Origin of the sequence: Hymenobacter terricola (assembly GCF_017921975.2) — a bacterium.
Lineage (GTDB): Bacteria > Bacteroidota > Bacteroidia > Cytophagales > Hymenobacteraceae > Hymenobacter > Hymenobacter terricola.
Map to the genome: position 1 here is coordinate 13,252 of NZ_JAGEMO020000007.1, position 15,923 is coordinate 29,174.

General features: G+C 60.2%; 10 protein-coding genes and 2 tRNA genes. 4 read left to right on the forward strand and 8 right to left on the reverse strand.

The annotated features are described in order from the left end of the window. Positions 1–180: 180 nt before the first annotated feature. From J4G38_RS06815 to J4G38_RS06840, 6 genes are all read right to left on the reverse strand, one after another. Positions 181–1,347: a T9SS type A sorting domain-containing protein gene (locus J4G38_RS06815; RefSeq protein WP_210513923.1), complete on the reverse strand. Its 1,167-nt coding sequence runs from the start codon at positions 1,345–1,347 to the stop codon at positions 181–183. A 199-nt stretch (positions 1,348–1,546) separates the two neighbouring features. Next, on the reverse strand, positions 1,547–3,190 hold the full coding sequence (locus J4G38_RS06820; RefSeq protein ID WP_210513921.1) for a RagB/SusD family nutrient uptake outer membrane protein: 1,644 nt from the start codon (positions 3,188–3,190) through the stop codon (positions 1,547–1,549). Positions 3,191–3,351: 161 nt separating this feature from the next. Next, positions 3,352–6,369 carry a SusC/RagA family TonB-linked outer membrane protein gene (locus J4G38_RS06825; RefSeq protein ID WP_226163235.1) on the reverse strand — a complete coding sequence of 1,006 codons (3,018 nt, stop codon included), beginning with the start codon at positions 6,367–6,369 and terminating at the stop codon, positions 3,352–3,354. 597 nt (positions 6,370–6,966) lie between these two features. Further along, complete coding sequence (locus J4G38_RS06830) at positions 6,967–8,556, reverse strand: DUF6377 domain-containing protein (RefSeq protein ID WP_210513917.1); 1,590 nt, start codon at positions 8,554–8,556, stop codon at positions 6,967–6,969. A 264-nt stretch (positions 8,557–8,820) separates the two neighbouring features. Beyond that, positions 8,821–8,898 (reverse strand) — tRNA-Val (locus J4G38_RS06835). 108 nt (positions 8,899–9,006) lie between these two features. After that, positions 9,007–9,081: transfer RNA gene (locus J4G38_RS06840), tRNA-Val, on the reverse strand. Between the two features lie 254 nt (positions 9,082–9,335). Between J4G38_RS06840 and J4G38_RS28590 the strand changes: the two genes are divergently transcribed. Next, the gene (locus tag J4G38_RS28590) at positions 9,336–10,244 is read left to right on the forward strand and encodes a TerB family tellurite resistance protein (protein WP_210513915.1); all 909 of its coding nucleotides are present in this window, start codon (positions 9,336–9,338) and stop codon (positions 10,242–10,244) included. 132 nt (positions 10,245–10,376) lie between these two features. Here J4G38_RS28590 and J4G38_RS06855 read toward each other — a convergent pair whose 3' ends face one another. Together J4G38_RS06855 and J4G38_RS06860 are read right to left on the reverse strand one after the other, a co-directional pair. Then, positions 10,377–11,495, reverse strand: coding sequence for a mechanosensitive ion channel family protein (locus J4G38_RS06855; protein ID WP_210513913.1), 1,119 nt, complete (start codon positions 11,493–11,495; stop codon positions 10,377–10,379). Positions 11,496–11,624: 129 nt separating this feature from the next. Continuing rightward, a complete protein-coding gene (locus tag J4G38_RS06860; RefSeq protein WP_210513912.1) occupies positions 11,625–12,887 on the reverse strand; it encodes an ABC transporter permease in 1,263 nt (420 codons plus the stop codon). Between the two features lie 263 nt (positions 12,888–13,150). Between J4G38_RS06860 and queA the strand changes: the two genes are divergently transcribed. The 3 genes from queA to J4G38_RS06875 all read left to right on the forward strand — a co-directional run bounded on the left by queA (position 13,151) and on the right by J4G38_RS06875 (position 15,913). After that, positions 13,151–14,200, forward strand: coding sequence for a tRNA preQ1(34) S-adenosylmethionine ribosyltransferase-isomerase QueA (gene queA, locus J4G38_RS06865; protein ID WP_210514090.1), 1,050 nt, complete (start codon positions 13,151–13,153; stop codon positions 14,198–14,200). Between the two features lie 117 nt (positions 14,201–14,317). Then, on the forward strand, positions 14,318–15,070 hold the full coding sequence (locus tag J4G38_RS06870) for a 2-C-methyl-D-erythritol 4-phosphate cytidylyltransferase (protein WP_210513911.1): 753 nt from the start codon (positions 14,318–14,320) through the stop codon (positions 15,068–15,070). Between the two features lie 57 nt (positions 15,071–15,127). Then, positions 15,128–15,913 (forward strand): enoyl-CoA hydratase-related protein, encoded by a 786-nt coding sequence (locus tag J4G38_RS06875; protein WP_210513910.1) that lies wholly within the window; start codon positions 15,128–15,130, stop codon positions 15,911–15,913. The last annotated feature ends 10 nt before the right edge of the window (positions 15,914–15,923 follow it).

Sequence of the window (15,923 nt, forward strand, 5' to 3'; positions counted from 1 at the left end):
GTGCGGTGGGATTTTGGATTGAAAGATGGAAGTGAAGCGGGGTGCCCGGCTAAGGCAAGGCAGTGGCAGCCAGGCCCCGCGAAGGGGCCGGAAAAGGTCTTTAGCTCGAAATCAGGGAAAAAGGGTTGACGAATACATCCGCGCCGGCCACTGCAATCAGCCGCCGGCGCGAAGGGGGGTTTAGCGCGTCACGGCCAGGCGGCGGGTGGCAACTTTGTCGCCCACCCGCACCTGCACCAGGTAAACGCCGGTGGCCAGGTCGCTGCCGGACATCTTGAGGTCGTGGAAGCCCGCGTTTTGCCTGGCATCCAGCAGGATGCGCACTTCGCGGCCCAGCAAATCGGTGACGCGCACGGCTACGGCCTGGGTACCGCCCAGCACCTGGTACGAAATCGTGGATTCGTCCTGGGCCGGATTCGGGAACACGCTCATGGCCACCACGGCATCATCGGCCTGGCGGGCACTGGTTACCACCACGTTGAGCATGGCCGCCTGGTTGCCGGCCAGGGCCGTAAAGTCGGGGTTGAAACCCAGGTTGTTGTTGCCATTGCCGGGGATTTCCGGAATCACGTCCGACGACCAATACGCGTCGCCGCTCACGTAGGCGGCCATCACGCGCACAATGGAAGCGCCCGAAGGCAGGCCCAGCGAGGCGCGGTTGAACTCGTATTCGAGGGCGTAGGAGCCGGCCCCGCCGCCGTTGGTGTTGCCGGGGTTGCTGGTGATGTCGCCGGTGGGCGTGGTCGGGGCCAGATAGGCTACCCGCGTGCCGGCAAACAGGCTGTAGACGCCGGTAGTGGAGGACGCCGGAATCGTATTGGCCATGCCGTCGGCCGTGGCGGGCGTGCTCAGGCCGTCGCCCAGCGACTTGGCCACGCCCGTGGTGGCCGTGTAGATGGCGGCCTGCACATCGCGGGTGCCGGTGGTGGCAATGGCCGCGTCGGCTTCCAGTTCCAGTTTGGTGCCGCCGATGCCGCCGCCGCTAAAGGTGCCAAAGACCGTGCTGGTGCCCGCAATAGCGGGCAGCCCCGTGCCCACGGGCACACCGGTCCGGTTCGGCAAGTCCATGTACAGCTGGAAGTTGTTGCCGCTGGCCTCCATGGTGCCGGCCAGGCCGATGTAGAGCTTGGTGCTGCTGTTGGCCCCGTACATGCGCAGGAGGCCCGCAAAACCGAAGCCGGCATTGCCGACGTGCGCGGTGCTAAACGCGCCCAGCGACGTGTACTTGCCGCCGGCGGTGCCGATTTCATTGGCATTTATGATGCCGTCGAGCGTAATCTGCGCTTGGGCGCTGAGCGTGGCTCCCGTCAAAGTAGCGAGCAGGGCCAGAGTAAGGGTTTTCTTCATGAGTGAAAAAGTGAAATGTGAGTGGGAATAGAAAAAGTCGATGAAATGCTGCCGCCCTGGGGCAGTAATGGTGGGTTTCGGACTTAGTGCCTGGCTCACCCAAAAGCTGGCATTACCAGTGCCATCCCGAGGTTCCCACCCGGTTTCCCACCTTGGCCACCAGGCACTAAGTCCCAAACCGTGTATGTTTCAGCGCCGCTTAGTAGCCGGGGTTTTGCACCAGCGTGGGGTTGGCCACGAGGTCGGTGGAGGGCAGCGGATAGAGGTTGCGGAAAGCCGCGATGTCGTGGCCGGCTTTGGTGTCGGCGGGGCCGGAGTAGCCCTTGAAAGGCCAGTTATAGCCGGTGGTAAACTTGCCAAACCGGACGAGGTCCGTCCGGCGCGTGCCTTCCCAGTACAGCTCGCGGCCCCGCTCATCGAGAATGAAATTGGGGGCCGTGAGCTCGGCCAGGGTGATGCGGCCATCGGTGCCGCCGCCGGCGTTGCCGTAGGCCCGGTCCCGCAGGCCATTTACATAGGCCAGGGCCTGGGTTTGGGTGCCGCCGGTGCCGCCACGCAGCACAGCTTCGGCGTACATCAGCTGCACATCGGCCAGCCGGAACAGCGTGAAGTCAGTATCCACGAAAATCTGCTGGGGGTCGTTGCCGTTGGCGCCGGTGGAGGTTTTGTTCCGCCACTTGGTCACGCCGTAGCCATCCGTGAAGGAAGTCAGGTCGTTGATTTCCAACGTCTGGCCGTTGGTAAAGAACATGGCCCGGCTATCGAAGCCGCTGGCGGGCGTGGGGAACAGCAGTGGCAGGTTTTTGCGGGTGCGGTTGCCGGCCCAGCCGCCGTTGATGCCAAAGCCGCTGGCCAGCATCCGGCCGCCCACGGCGGCGTGCACCAGGTAAGTGGTGCCGCCATACACCTGTGACACCAGCCCGTCGCTCTCGAGCGGAAAGATGATTTCCGAGGCCGAAGTCACGTTGTTATCGGCCAGAAAGAGCAGGCGGTATTCCGGGGCCAGCCGGTAGTTGGCGGCCAGCACTTTGTTGCAATAGGTGAGGCAGTCGGTGTAGCGGGCCGTGCCCGTGTACACCTCGGCGTTGAGGTAGAGCTTGGCCAGCAGGGCCCAGGCGGCGCCCTGGTCGGCGCGGCCGTAGGGGCTGGTGTGGGCGGTTTTCAGCGCCGGCTCAATGGCTTTCAGTTCCGATTCGACGTAGGCAAACAGGGCGGCCCGGGTGGTTTGGTGGGGCAGGGCTTTGCTGGGCGCATCGGCTTCGGTCACGAAGGGCACATTGCCGTACAGGTCGAGGGCGTGGTAGTAGGCCAGGGCGCGCAGGAAGCGGGCTTCGGCGCGGTCGAGGCGGGCGTTATCGGCATCCACGCCGGTGATGCCGCGGGTGCTGAGCTTGTCGTCGCTGGTTTCGCGGATGAACTCATTGCACAGCGCCACTTCGTAGAAAATGCGGGTATAGCAGTTGTTTATCAGGTCGTTGGTCGAGGTCCAGCTCGCGGTGTTCAGCTCCTGCAGCGGGGCACTGTTCCAGGCCACCACGGCTTCGTCGGTAGTCAACTCCTGCAGGTACCAGTAGGCGCGCAGGTAGGCGGTTTCGCCCTCGTCCTTGCCCTGCCCGGCAAACACGTCGGGGGTGCCGGAGTTGCCCGACAGGTTGAAGCCGGCGTAGCACTTGGCCAGCACTTTGATGTAGTTGGCCGGGTCCTTATACACCGACTCGGTGTTGAGGTCGTAAAATGGCGTGCGGTCGAGGTCTTTGTTGCAAGCCGTGAGGCCGCCGGCAAATGAGGCAACGGTGAGGGCCAGCGCAAGGCCGCCGCGGCGCAGGAATGGGTGGGATTTCATGGGAGTGGTTGGTTGTCAGTTGTTGGTTGTCAGTCATTAGAGCTGACTGAAGGGTCATGCAGAGCGCAGCGAAGCATCTCGCATGTGGTGGTAATTCAATCGATTGGATTAGTTGAGCACGCGAGATGCTTCGCTGCGCTCTGCATGACGTTCGCTCATGCCTAAAAACCAATGTTGACGCCGGCGGTGATGGTGCGGGGCAGGGGGTAAAACTGATTGTCGATGCCCGTGGCATGCTCGGGGTCGAGGCCGGAGTACTTGCTGAGCAGCAGCAGGTTCTGGCCAGCCAGCGAGAAGCGCAGGGTGGTGCCAGCGTGCAGCAGCGCGCCGAAATCGTAGCCCAGCGTCACGTTCTGGAGGCGTACAAACGAGCCGTCCTCCAGGTTGATGTCGCTGAACGGCTGCCCGTTTTTGAAGCCGGTATTGTAGATGGCGGGCACCACGTTGGACGAGTAGCCCAGGGTGGTATTCAGCCCGTAGTAGTTGTTCTGGCCCGAAACCACGTTGTTGTACACGTAGCCCCCGATGTTGGAGCGCACCGTGAAGGCCAGGCTGGCTTTGCCGTAGCTCAGGTTCGAGCTGAAGCCCAGAATGGCCTTCGGCGCGGGGTTCTTGCCGTACACCTTGTCGCGCTCGTTGATGATGCCGTCGTTGTTCTGGTCCACGTACTGGGCCGGGCTCAGGCTCGACGTGGGGCCTTGCAGCGGCTTGCCGTTTTCGTACTTCTGCTGGTACAGGAAGAAGGTATTGGGCGCGTAGCCCACGGCGTTAATCTGCACAAACTGGAAGTTGCCGACGTTGCCCGTGGGCGTGCCCTGGTAGTTGGGGTCTTCCACCTGCGAGAGCTTGGTAATCTTGCCGCGGTTCAGAGTCCAGTTGGCATTCACCGACCAGTTCAGGCCCGTGCCCTGCAGCACGTTGTAGTTCAGGGCCAGCTCCACGCCCCGGTTTTCCAGGTTGCCGATGTTGGTGAGCAGCGTGTTGGAGAGGTTGCTGCCGGCCGCTATCGGAATCACGGCCAGCAGGTCCTTGGTTTTGCGCAGGTACACGTCCACCGTGCCCGTCAGGCGGTTGCTGAAGAAGCCGAAATCCAGGCCCGCATCGTAAGTGGCCGTTTCTTCCCACTTCAGGTTGGCGTCGTAAGCGGCGGGTTTGAGGCTGATTACCTTGGTGTTGCCAAATATCTGCTGGTTCGCCGAGCCGCTGAGGCTGTATTTGGCCAGGTACGGGTAGTCGCCGGCCACGCTGGTGATATCCTGCTGGCCCGTCACACCGTAGCTCGCCCGCAGTTTGAGGTCCGATACGGTTTGTGATTCGGCCAGGAAGTTTTCCTTGTTGATGCGCCAGGCCACCGAGGCCGCCGGGAAGTAGCCCCAGTGGTTGCGAAAGTGCGAGGAGCCGTCGGCCCGCAGCGTGGCCGTCACCAGGTACCGGTCGTTGAAGTTGTAGTTCAGGCGGCCGTAGTACGAGAGGAGCGTGTACTGCGACTTATAAGGGTTCTGAACCGTGTCGGCGGCGTTGGCCTTCGTCATGCCGTCGGTCCGGTACGAGAGCCGGGAGGGCACGTAGGTGTAGAAATCCTGGTACGAGTAGCCCGCCAGCGCCTCAATGTGGTGTTTGCCAAGCTGCTTGCTGTAGTTGAGGTAGGTCTCCAGCAGCTTGTTGTTTTTGCCCTGGTGGTAGGAATTATTCTGGCCCGAGGAATTATCCTGGCCCGGAGCGGCATAAGCAATAGACGAAGGGGCCCCAATGAAAATGGTGCCGTTGCTGCGCGAGTAGTCGTAGCCCAGGTTCAGGTTGGCGTGCAGGCCTTCGATGCCGTGCACCTGGTAGTCGAACTGCACGTTGCCGATGCTGCGCTGCACCGTGCTGCGGTCGCGCTTGTCGTTAAGCAGCGCCACCGGGTTGCGGTCGGTCAGCGGGTTCGGAATGGCGCCATTCAGCCACTCGTAATAGCCGTTGAACCCGCCGGGGCCGGTGTTATAAATCGGCTCGGTGGGGTTGTAGCGCACCGCCCCGCCAATGGCGCCCTGGTCGGCAAAGCGGAAGTCGGCCCAGGTGCCTTTCACGTTCACATCGATGCGCAAGTGGTTGTCGAACAGCCTGGGCGAAAGGCCGATGGAAGCCGAGTTGCGCTTCAGATTGCCGGTTCTTAAGGTTCCATCCTGGTCGAGGTAGCCCACCGATATGCGGTAGGGCATGTGCTTGGTGCTGCCCGTCAGGCTCACGCTATTGTCGGTGGTCCAGGCCGTTTTGTAGATGGCGTCCTGCCAGTCGGTACTGGCCGTGCCCAGGTACGCGGGCGTGGTGGCCGGGATGCTGCCATTGGCAATGGCCTGCTGGTAAAGCGCGCGGTAAGCGTCGGCGCTCAGCACGTCCACCTTGCCATAGTTTGTGGCCCGCGACACCTGCGAGCTGATATTGACGTGCATCTTCTCCCCTTCCAGCCCTTTCTTGGTCGTGATGAGGATAACGCCGTTGGCTGCCCGCGAGCCGTAAATGGCCGTCGCGGAAGCATCCTTGAGCACCGTAAAACTCTCAATATCCTGCGGGTTGACCAGCGACAGCGGGTTGCCCGCGCCGTTGATGCCCTGGTTGTCCACCGGCACCCCGTCGATGACGATAAGCGGGTCGTTGCTAGCGTTCAGCGACGAGCCCCCGCGAATGCGAATCACGCTGGCCTCGCCGGGCGCCCCGCCGTTGGTCGTGATTTGCACGCCGGCCACCTTGCCCTGCACCAGCTGCTCGGGCGAGGTTACCTGGCCTTTCACAAAGTCCCTGGTTGTGACGGTAGTTAACGAGCCGGTCACGTCCTGGCGGCGGGCCGTGCCATAGCCTACCACCACGGCCTCGTTGAGTTGCGTGGCATTCTCGCTCAGCGCCGTAGTACTCACCTGGGTTGCCTGTCCGTCCAGCACCGTAACCGCCACGCGGCTGGAATTCAACCCAATGGACGAAAAAACCAGGGTATGCGGCCCGGCCGGCACATTGGCAATGGAATAAGCCCCCGTTACGTCGGTCGAACTGCCGAACGTGGTGCCTTCCACAATAACCGTGACGCCGGGAATGCCTTCGCCCTTGGCGTCCACTACCCGCCCGGTAATGGTGCCGCCGGCCACTGTTTCCGAGCCGGCAAACCGGGAAACCAGCGCCGTCGGATGCGCCAAAGCGGCGCTCATTGTATAAGCTCCCAGCGCTGAAGTCAGCAGGAATTTCCGCAGAAATCGGGGAGCATGAAGAGGTGGTAACACGTGCAACATGGGTGGGATTTTAGTGAGTGACGAATGGAATCGGGGCCAATGCTGTGCAATGCAGCTGCCGGCCCCGCGCCCCCCCTTCCCGTATTCTGACGCCAAACCAAACCGGTGGCTTCGCTGGCTTTCGCAATCGTTTGGGGCGGGGAGTTGGGCAAAACTAGAGTCACCCCTCACCGCCTGAAATTTGTCAAACCATAGTATGAAAAATATTAACCCACCAAGGCTTTAATACATTTATTTACAATTAATTACCAGTGAAAATACCTGCTAAAATATTAGGCCGATATAGCCCGTTTGCCCGCATATCCTGATAAAAAAAGGGGCCGAAGCCCCCTGAAATCATTCATAAACTCCCCGCCATTCATCAGCATTCAAGCTTGCTGACCCACCGCCTCAATCCCCATCTACCTGCCCAGGTTTCCCGCTGGCTTATAACTCCGGGCCAATAACACGCTGCTGAGTGGGTACCCACCTGACCAGGCAAAGCCGCCGCTCAAAGGCTTCGCCAACTGCCTCAACTCAAACGGCCTGGATGGCCTGGACGCGGGTTTCAAACTCCTCGTTGGGCAGCAAGGACCGGTTTTTTACCCGCGTCTTGTAGGTATAAATCGTGTTGATAGAGTAGCCCAGCATCCGGCTGATTTGCTCACTGTCATCGATGCCCAGCCGGATGAGGGCAAAGATGCGCAGCTCCGTGGTCAGGAGCTGGTCCTCGGGCAGGTGGATGCGGTCTTCCTCCCGAAACAGGGTATTAAACTGTGTGATGAAATTCGGAAACAGCCGCAGAAACACCGTGTCGAAGCCTTTCAGCAGCTCGTTGCGCTCGGTTTTGATGTTCACGCCGTCCACCAGCTTCTGCACGCCGGCATATTGCTTGCTGCTCAGCAGGGCCTCAACCCGCTTCTTCAGGGTTTCAAGCTTGTCGATGTACTGCGAGTTGTTGTGGAAATAATAGCCGATGTATTCTTCCTTAATCTTGTTGGCTTCGTTCAGGCCACTGTTCAGCTGGCGCAGCTCGCCGTTGCGCTCCAGCAGCTCGCGGTTGGCCGCAAAAATCAGCTGGTCGGCCTTGCGCAGCCGGCGCAGCTGCCGGAAGCTCACCACCGCAAACCCGATGACCACGCCGGCCAGCAGCGTCATGATAATGGCGTAGGTTTTCAGCGACTTGCGCTGGTTTTCGATGATGTTGATTTTCTGGCCTTCGATGATGGACGAGACGTGGCTAATCTCAATCTGCCGCTGCCGGGCCTTGTAGAAAGCGGCGTCTTCCCGGGCTTCTTTGATGAAGGTGTAGGCATTTTTGAGGTCGCCCTGCCGGTAGCAGTAGTCCGAGAGCTTGAAGATGGCCGTGGTTTCCTTGGTGGCCGTTTTCACGTCGGCGATGGCCGACACCAGCAGCAGCTCAAAGGCTTTTTCGGGCTGGCCCGCCAGCTCGTAGAGGTAGGCCGTGGTGCTGGCGCTCACGGCCAGCTGGTGCAGCGTGAGGCGGGGCAGCCGGCGAATCTGGTTGTACACGGCTGCCCCGGCCGCCAGGTTGTTGGTTTTCTGGGCCCGGAACTCCTGCACCGACAGGCATTCGTAGGAGCCCGGGCGGCAGAACTGCAGGGCCGTGTCGGCGTAAGCCCGGGCCTTGGCGTAGTAGGCGGGCCGGTACGTCTGGTCCTGATTAAAATCGCCCAGGTCGCTGTAGGCGCGGGCTTTCAGGAAATAAAAACTCTGCTTATCGGCCTCCGTCAATCGCCGGGAATTGATGTTGTCCAGCGTTTCAAACGTCTCCTTGAACAGCCCCGACGAGAGCAGCACAAAAGCCAGCTTCAGGTTGGCTACCTCAATTTTCTCGGGGCTTTTGAGCTGCTCGGCCAGCCGCCTGATTTTCTGGCAGTACACAAAGGCCGAATCGTATTTAAAGGCCTTGTACTCGTCGTAAATGCGCAGCCCCAGGTCGAATTTCGCGTTGTCGTTGGCCTCGGAAGAAGCAAAATCCGCCGTGAGCACCGCAATACGGTTCAGGCGCTGGCCATCATATTCCTTTTTATGGGCCAGTGCCTGGTTCAGCTCAGTTAGCAAGCTGTCGGCCGCGCTGGCCTCCGCAAAAGCATACCCGGGCAAGGCACTGAGCAGGAGACTACAAAAGACGAATAAGTGCTTCACCAAGTGCGACGGATAACCAGTTGAGCAGGCAATCAACAAAAGTAGCAAATAGCCTGGTGCGAAGCCGGTTGCATAGCGAGCCCGGTACGTCGGAGAAAGTATTCGATTAGAAGCTATTGGGAAACAAGAACATCGGCTGCTACCAGAGCCAATCCAATGCAGCAGCGGGGCCTTCATCAAAAATAAAACAGCCACCCAGATTTACATCTAAGTGGCTGCTGATGGTGGGAAGTAAAGGATTCGAACCTTCGACCTCTTGCGTGTGAAGCAAGCGCTCTAAACCAACTGAGCTAACCTCCCAAAAAACACAAGCCCAGTGATGGCCGGTGGCAAGCTTGTAGGCACCAACGTGGGCACCAAAAACGAAACAGCCACTTAGTTTGTGTGCTAAATGGCTGTTTATCACTGTGGGGGATGTAGGGTTCGAACCTACGACCCTCTGCTTGTAAGGCAGATGCTCTGAACCAGCTGAGCTAATCCCCCGGGGTATTTTCGTTTGGGATTGCAAAGATGGGGGGTGATTTCGGAAATGCCAAACATGTTGCTGCTTTGCGGGCCAGAAATCCTTCGAATAAGGCGCTTATAAAGCAGCAACAAATTCATTTTCAGGGGCAGAAAAAATCTCCTTTCCTTGAAAAAAACTCGTTCGGAGCAGCTTTTTTTCGCATGCAACGTATTCCCGGCAGCGCCGTTAAGCACTTCCAAACTTTCCATCTTTCAAACCACGCCCCATTGCCATGGATACCCAACTCCTCCAGAACTACTCCGAAGAAGAAAAAACCGCTTACCTCAGCGCCATCGCCAGCCTAGCCACGGCTGACCGCCAGGCTTCGGGGGCCGAAAACCAGTTTCTGCAGGCCCTCGCGCAGCAGGCGGGCCTGTCGGGAGGAGCCACCCAGCAGGTGCTGGCCGCCGCACAGGACGCCAACAACCAAAGCATTCAGCAGAATCTCGACATCCTCAAAAACAGCGACTTGCGCTTCTCGCTCGTCACCGACCTTATCAGCTTCGCCCGGGCCGACGGGGCCTATGCCAACGACGAGGAGGCCATGATTGCCAAAATGGCGCAGTACCTCGGCATCAACCCCGAACAAAAGCAAACCCTCGAAAACGTGGTTGACCAGGCCGCCAGCGTGCCCCACGACCCGCAAGACCCGGCCAAAGAAGGCTTCTTCAACAGCATCGGCGACAAGCTCTCCAACGTGGGCATTCCTAAGAGTGCGCTCATGGCCGGCCTGCTGGGCGTAGTTGCCCCGATGGTGATTTCCAAAGTAATGGGTGGCAGCAGCAACCAGAACACGGGCTACGGCGACCAGAGCAACAGCGGCGGCGGCCTGTTGAGCGGTGGTCTGGGCGGCTTGTTGGGCGGCGCGGCCCACAGCGGCATGGGCAGCCTGCTCGGCGGCCTGCTCGGCGGCGGGATGCTGGGCGGCCTGCTCGGCGGGGGCAATTCGCAGGCCACGGCCGACTTGCCGCAGCAGGGTTCGGCCATCGGCAGCGGCGGCCTGGGCTCGATGATGTCCATTCTGGGCGGCCTGGGCGGGCGTCCCAATTCGCAGCCGGCCAGCGCGGGCGGCTCCGGCCTGGGCGGGCTGCTGAACGGCGGCCTGGGCGGCATGCTGGGCGGTTTGTTTGGCGGCCGCTAAGGCTCGTCTGAAACCGCTTGCCTTTCCGGGTCAGTCCGTTAAAATATTCATCAAAAAGCCTCTTCCTTGATTCAGGGAGAGGTTTTTTGGCGTTTCAACCAGCCGGTAGACTCCCGTTGCTTAACGCCCTTTCTAGGGCTTGGCCACCGCTGCTGCGGCAGAAACCGGGGTGCCGGCAAAGGCGCCGCCGTGCTGCTCCACCACTTCCACCAGCCGGTAGTTGAGGTCTTCTTTCACGTCGAGGTACTCGTCGTAGCTGGTGGTGCCCACAAAGTATTGCACGGTTACCTCCTTGCCGGCGGGCGTGAGGGCGTTGAATTTCATCTGCACGTCCTGGGTCACGAGCGGGTGAGCCTGCAGGGCTGCCACGGCATCGGCAATGATGGAATGGAGTTGCGCGCTGGTCGTTTTCTGGTCGAAAATGAGGGTGAAGCCCACCCGGCGCGAGGTGCGCAGCGAGAGGTTGTCGAGGGGCTTGTCAATCATGCTTTTGTTGGGCACGGTGAGGTAGCTTTTTTCGGCGGTGCGCAGACGGGTGCTGCGGAAGCCGATTTTCTCCACCGTGCCGCTCACGTCGCCGGCCGTCACAAGGTCACCCACACCAAAGGGCTGGTCGAGGAAGATGGTGAACGAGGCAATGAGGTTTTCGAGGCTTTCCTTGGCCGCAAACGCCACGGCCAGCCCACCAATGCCCAGGCCGCCCACCAGGGCCGTCACGTTCACCCCAAACACCTCCCCCAGCACCACCATCGCCCCCAGGATGATGACGAAAACCTTCAGCAAATCCTTGGCAAAGGGCAGAAACTGGTTGTCGAGCCGCGTGCTGCCGGGCGTCTGGCGCAGCTCATTGCGGCGCTGCACCACCAGCAGCGCAAAATCGATGAGCCGCATCACCACCCACGTTACGGTGGCGATGAAGCCCAGTAGAAAAACGCGCAGCAGCGCCACCTTAGGCCAGGGCTCGACGCCGGGCACCGCGGAGGGCAGCAAGGGGTAGCGGAGCACTCCACAGGCGGCGTAGATGGTGCCCAACAGCAGCAGCGTGGCAAGCGGCTGAATTAGCAGCTCGTGCAATTCCTGCTCGCTCACGCCCGCGGTGTAGCGCTTGGTGAGGCGGAACAGCACCGCGCTCAGCAGCCGCGACAGCAGCCGGCGCAGAGCCGCTCCCACCACCAGAATAAGCACCGCAATGAGGTACTGATTTAAGGCATTACCAAAAATTTCGTACTGCAAAAAGGAAGGAAACGTCATGCTGGAAGTACCGCCAGCCGAAGCAAAGCTTGAGCGGGCGCGTGAGGCTATTTGAGAATGTAACGGCTTGCTCCTATCGGCCGGGCCAGGGCGGCGCTTCATGCAACGGCGAAACGCAAACGGGCGTTTCTACTGCGCCCGGATGGCGATAACCGGGTCCAGATTGGCGGCCATGACGGCGGGCACGATGCCCGCAATTATCCCAATGCCCACGGAAATCAGCAGCCCCAGCACCACGCGCGCCGCCGACATGGTGAGCGGCAGCGCATCCTGCGGCACCAGCGTCACGAGCCAGACCAGCAAAATACCCGCTCCCCCGCCGATGAGGCACAAGCAAATGGCCTCGAACAAAAATTGAAACAGAATGAAAAAATTCTTCGCTCCCAGCGACTTCTGAATGCCGATAATATTGGTGCGTTCCCGTACCGACACGAACATAATATTGGCAATGCCGAAGCCCCCCACCAGAATGGCAAACGACCCGATAATGCCCCCCACGATGCCAATAACGCCAAACAGTTTGCCGATGGCCGAGGCAATCATCTCGGGTCGGTTCAGGGCAAAGTTGTCGTCCTCGCGGGGTTTGAGCCCCCGGATGTTGCGCATCACCCCACGCATTTCGTACTCCAAATCGAGCAGGCCGGGGTCCTCGTCGCGGCCTTTCACAGCGATGGTGGCGCTGGGGCCGCCCCCGAAACCGGTGGTGCTCAGGGCGAAGAGCTTGGTGAAGTTATTGAACGGAACGATGCAGTTGGCATCGTTGCTGGAAATGGTGATGAGTTTTTTGCCCTCCTTTTCCATCACACCAATCACAGTCAGGGTTTCACCACGGGCCTTGAACTGCTGGCCCAGGGCGTTGCCATTTGGGAATAAGTTTTCGGCGATGGTGGCCCCGATGATGGCCACTGGCCGGGCCGCGTCCATTTCCTGGGTGGTAAAGTAGCGGCCTTCTTTGATAGGCACGTTGCTCACGACGCGGAAATCGTAGCTCACGCCTTGCAGCACGCAGTCGGCCACCGAGTTGGAGCCGGCTTTGAGGGTGTTGCCGCTGTTGGCGGCGAAGATGGCGATGCCTTTGTTATTGGGCCCCAGTTGTTTGCGCAGCTGCTGGTACTCGCGCGGGGTGGGCACCGGCCGGTTGAAATACTTCCACCACGGAAAATCCGAATCGAAGGCAAAGGGCCATTTCGACACGTAAATGACCTTGTCGCCCACAAAATCGAGGCTGCTGCGGATGTTGGCCTCCAGCGAATCGACGATAGTGAAAACGGCGATGATGGCGAAAATGCCCACCGTGACCCCCAACAGCGACAAGATGGTGCGCAACAGGTTGGATTTGAGCGCATCCAGGGCAAAACGAAAGCTTTCGAGCGTGAGGCGAAGGGTCAGCATACGGAAGGGAAAGCACGTAAGAAAGAGTATCCGGGGTCAAAAGACGGAAACCAAACGGGAAGTTGCGCGAGGCAAGCGGTTGAAGAGACTGGCACTGGGCGAACAGTCCTGCTGCGTCTGGTAAACCAGCGCGTTGCGAGTTCGGCGCTATTTTTTTTCTTCTATCGCCATACCAACGCCTTAAAAAACGGATACTAAAGAAAAAGCCGTACTTTTGCATCCCCAAATTTCCGTATCTTCCCCAAAATACTGCCCTTATGGCGATGAAATTGCACGAGTTCAAGTTCGAACTCCCCGAGGAGCTGGTGGCATTGCACCCGGCCCGCAACCGCGACGAAAGCCGCCTGATGGTGGTGCACCGCTCCACCGGCCAGATTGAGCACCGCAGCTTCAAAGATATTCTTGATTATTTTGTTGAAGGCGATGTGCTGGTCCTCAACGACACCAAAGTTTTTCCGGCCCGGCTGTACGGCAACAAGGAAAAGACGGGTGCCAAAATTGAAGTGTTCCTGCTTCGCGAGCTCAACAAGGAGCTGCGCCTGTGGGATGTGCTGGTAGACCCCGCCCGCAAAATCCGGGTTGGCAACAAGCTGTATTTCGGCGAGTCTGACATGGTGGCCGAGGTTATCGACAACACCACTTCGCGCGGCCGCACCATCAAATTCCTGTTTGATGGCACCGACGAGGAGTTCCGCAAGGCCCTGTACGAGCTGGGCGAAACCCCGCTGCCGAAAGAAGTTATCAACCGCGAAACCGAGCCGGCCGATAAGGAGCGCTACCAGACGATTTATGCTGAGCACATTGGTGCGGTGGCAGCCCCGTCGGCCGGCCTGCACTTCACCCGCGAGGTGATGAAGCGCATGGAAATCAAAGGCATCGAGCCGGCGTATGTGACGCTGCACGTGGGCCTGGGCACCTTCCGCACGGTGGACGTGGAGGACCTGACCAAGCACAAGATGGACTCCGAGAACTTCATCGTGACGGCCCCGGCCTGCGAAATTGTGAACAAGGCGCTCGACCAAAAGAAGCGCGTGTGCGCCGTGGGCACCACCACCATCCGCGCCATGGAGGCGTCGGTGTCGGCCAATGCCCGCATGAAGCCTACTCAGGGTTGGATTGACCGGTTCATCTTCCCGCCCCACGATTTCAAAATCGCCAACTGCCTGCTAACCAACTTCCACATGCCGGAAAGCACGCTCATCATGCTGGCGGCTGCCTTCGCCGGCTACCCCCTGCTAATGACGGCTTACAAGGAAGCCATTGCTGAGAAATACAAGTTCTTCAGCTACGGCGACGCCATGCTGATTCTGTAGTCAGTTGGGATTGGGAGTTTTGGTTCTACTCCCCCACCCCACTCTATCTTCGGTTGCTTTTGTGCGCCGCTTGCTCAATTGAGCAGGCGGCGCGCTTTTTTTGTGAACTTCGCGCCGATGAAACCCAAGTCCCCAAGTCCCCAAGAGCCTCACCTGCCGAACCAGGCCCCCAAGTCCCGAAGTCCCCAGGTTCCCAAACGGTTCGCCATTCTGGTGGCTGGTGGCAGTGGCTCCCGCATGGCCGCCGACCGGCCCAAGCAGTTCCTGCTGCTGCGCGGCGAGCCCGTGCTGCTGCACACGCTACGCCGTTTCGCCGAGCCGGCTTTGGGCGTGGCTGAAATCATGGTGGTGCTGCCAGCCGACCAGATTATCACCTGGCAACAGTTGTGCGCGCAGTTCCAGGTCAGCATTCCGCACCGCCTGGTAGCGGGTGGGGCCACACGCTGGGCTTCGGTGAAAGCCGGGCTGGCCGCACTGAGCGAGTACCCGGAAGGCCTCGTAGCGGTGCACGATGGCGTGCGGCCGCTGGTGCCGCGCCTGGTGGTGGAGCGCACGTACGTGGCGGCGGCGACGCACGCGGCGGCGGCGGCGGCCGTCATGCCCAAGGATTCGGTGCGGCTGGTATCGCAGCATGGCTCGGCGGCCCAGAACCGGAGCCGCCTGCGCCTGATGCAGACGCCCCAGACGTTTGAGATTGACCTGCTGCGCCGCGCCTATGCCATGCCGGAGCTGGACTCGTTCACCGACGACGCAACCGTGGTGGACGACTTGTGCCGCGTGCAGCTGGTGGAAGGCGACTACCGCAACCTGAAGATTACGACTCCGGAGGATTTGCTGGTGGCAGAGGCGCTTTTTGCAATGAGCGAATGAGAAACATGTAGTGTCGTTCTTTGCATTCACCCATTCGCCCACTCACTCATTCACCCATTGGAATACACCAGCCTGCTTTACGACGTGCGCCCCGACGGCGTGGCCACCATCACCCTGAACCGTCCGGACGTGTTCAACGCCTTCAACGACCCGCTGAGCTATGAGCTGCAGGATGCCCTGAAGCAGGTGGCGCGCGATGTGGCCGTGCGGGCGGTGGTGCTCACGGGCGCGGGCCGGGCCTTTTGCTCGGGCCAGGATTTGAAGGCGGCGCAGGGCGAGGAGAAACGCTCGTTCTACGATTCGCTGCATAAGCGGTACAATCCCATCATCCGGGCCATGCGGGGGCTGCCCAAGCCCATTATTGGCCGGATTAATGGCGTGGCGGCGGGCGCGGGCTGCTCGCTGGCTCTGGCCTGCGACGCGCTGATTGCCAGCACCGAAGCTTCGCTGATTGAGGTATTTATCAACATCGGGCTGGTGCCGGATTCAGGCTCGTCGTGGTTTTTGCCCCGGCTGGTGGGCACGCTCAAGGCATTCGAATTGTGCAGCCTGGGCACCAAAGTGCCGGCCGAAGAGGCCCTGCGCCTGGGCTTGGTGAACCAGGTAGTCACGCCCGAGCAGCTTGACGAAGCCACCTACGCGCTGGCCGCTCGCTACGCCTCGGCCCCTACCAAATCCATCGGCCTCATCAAGCAGATGCTGAATAAGGCCGGCGCGGCTACGCTGGATGAGATGCTGGACTACGAAGCGCATTGCCAGCAGATTGCCGGCGAGTCGGAAGATTATTACGAGGGCGTGAAGGCCTTCAGCGAGAAGCGTAAGCCGGTTTTCAAGGGCCAATAACCACAAGATT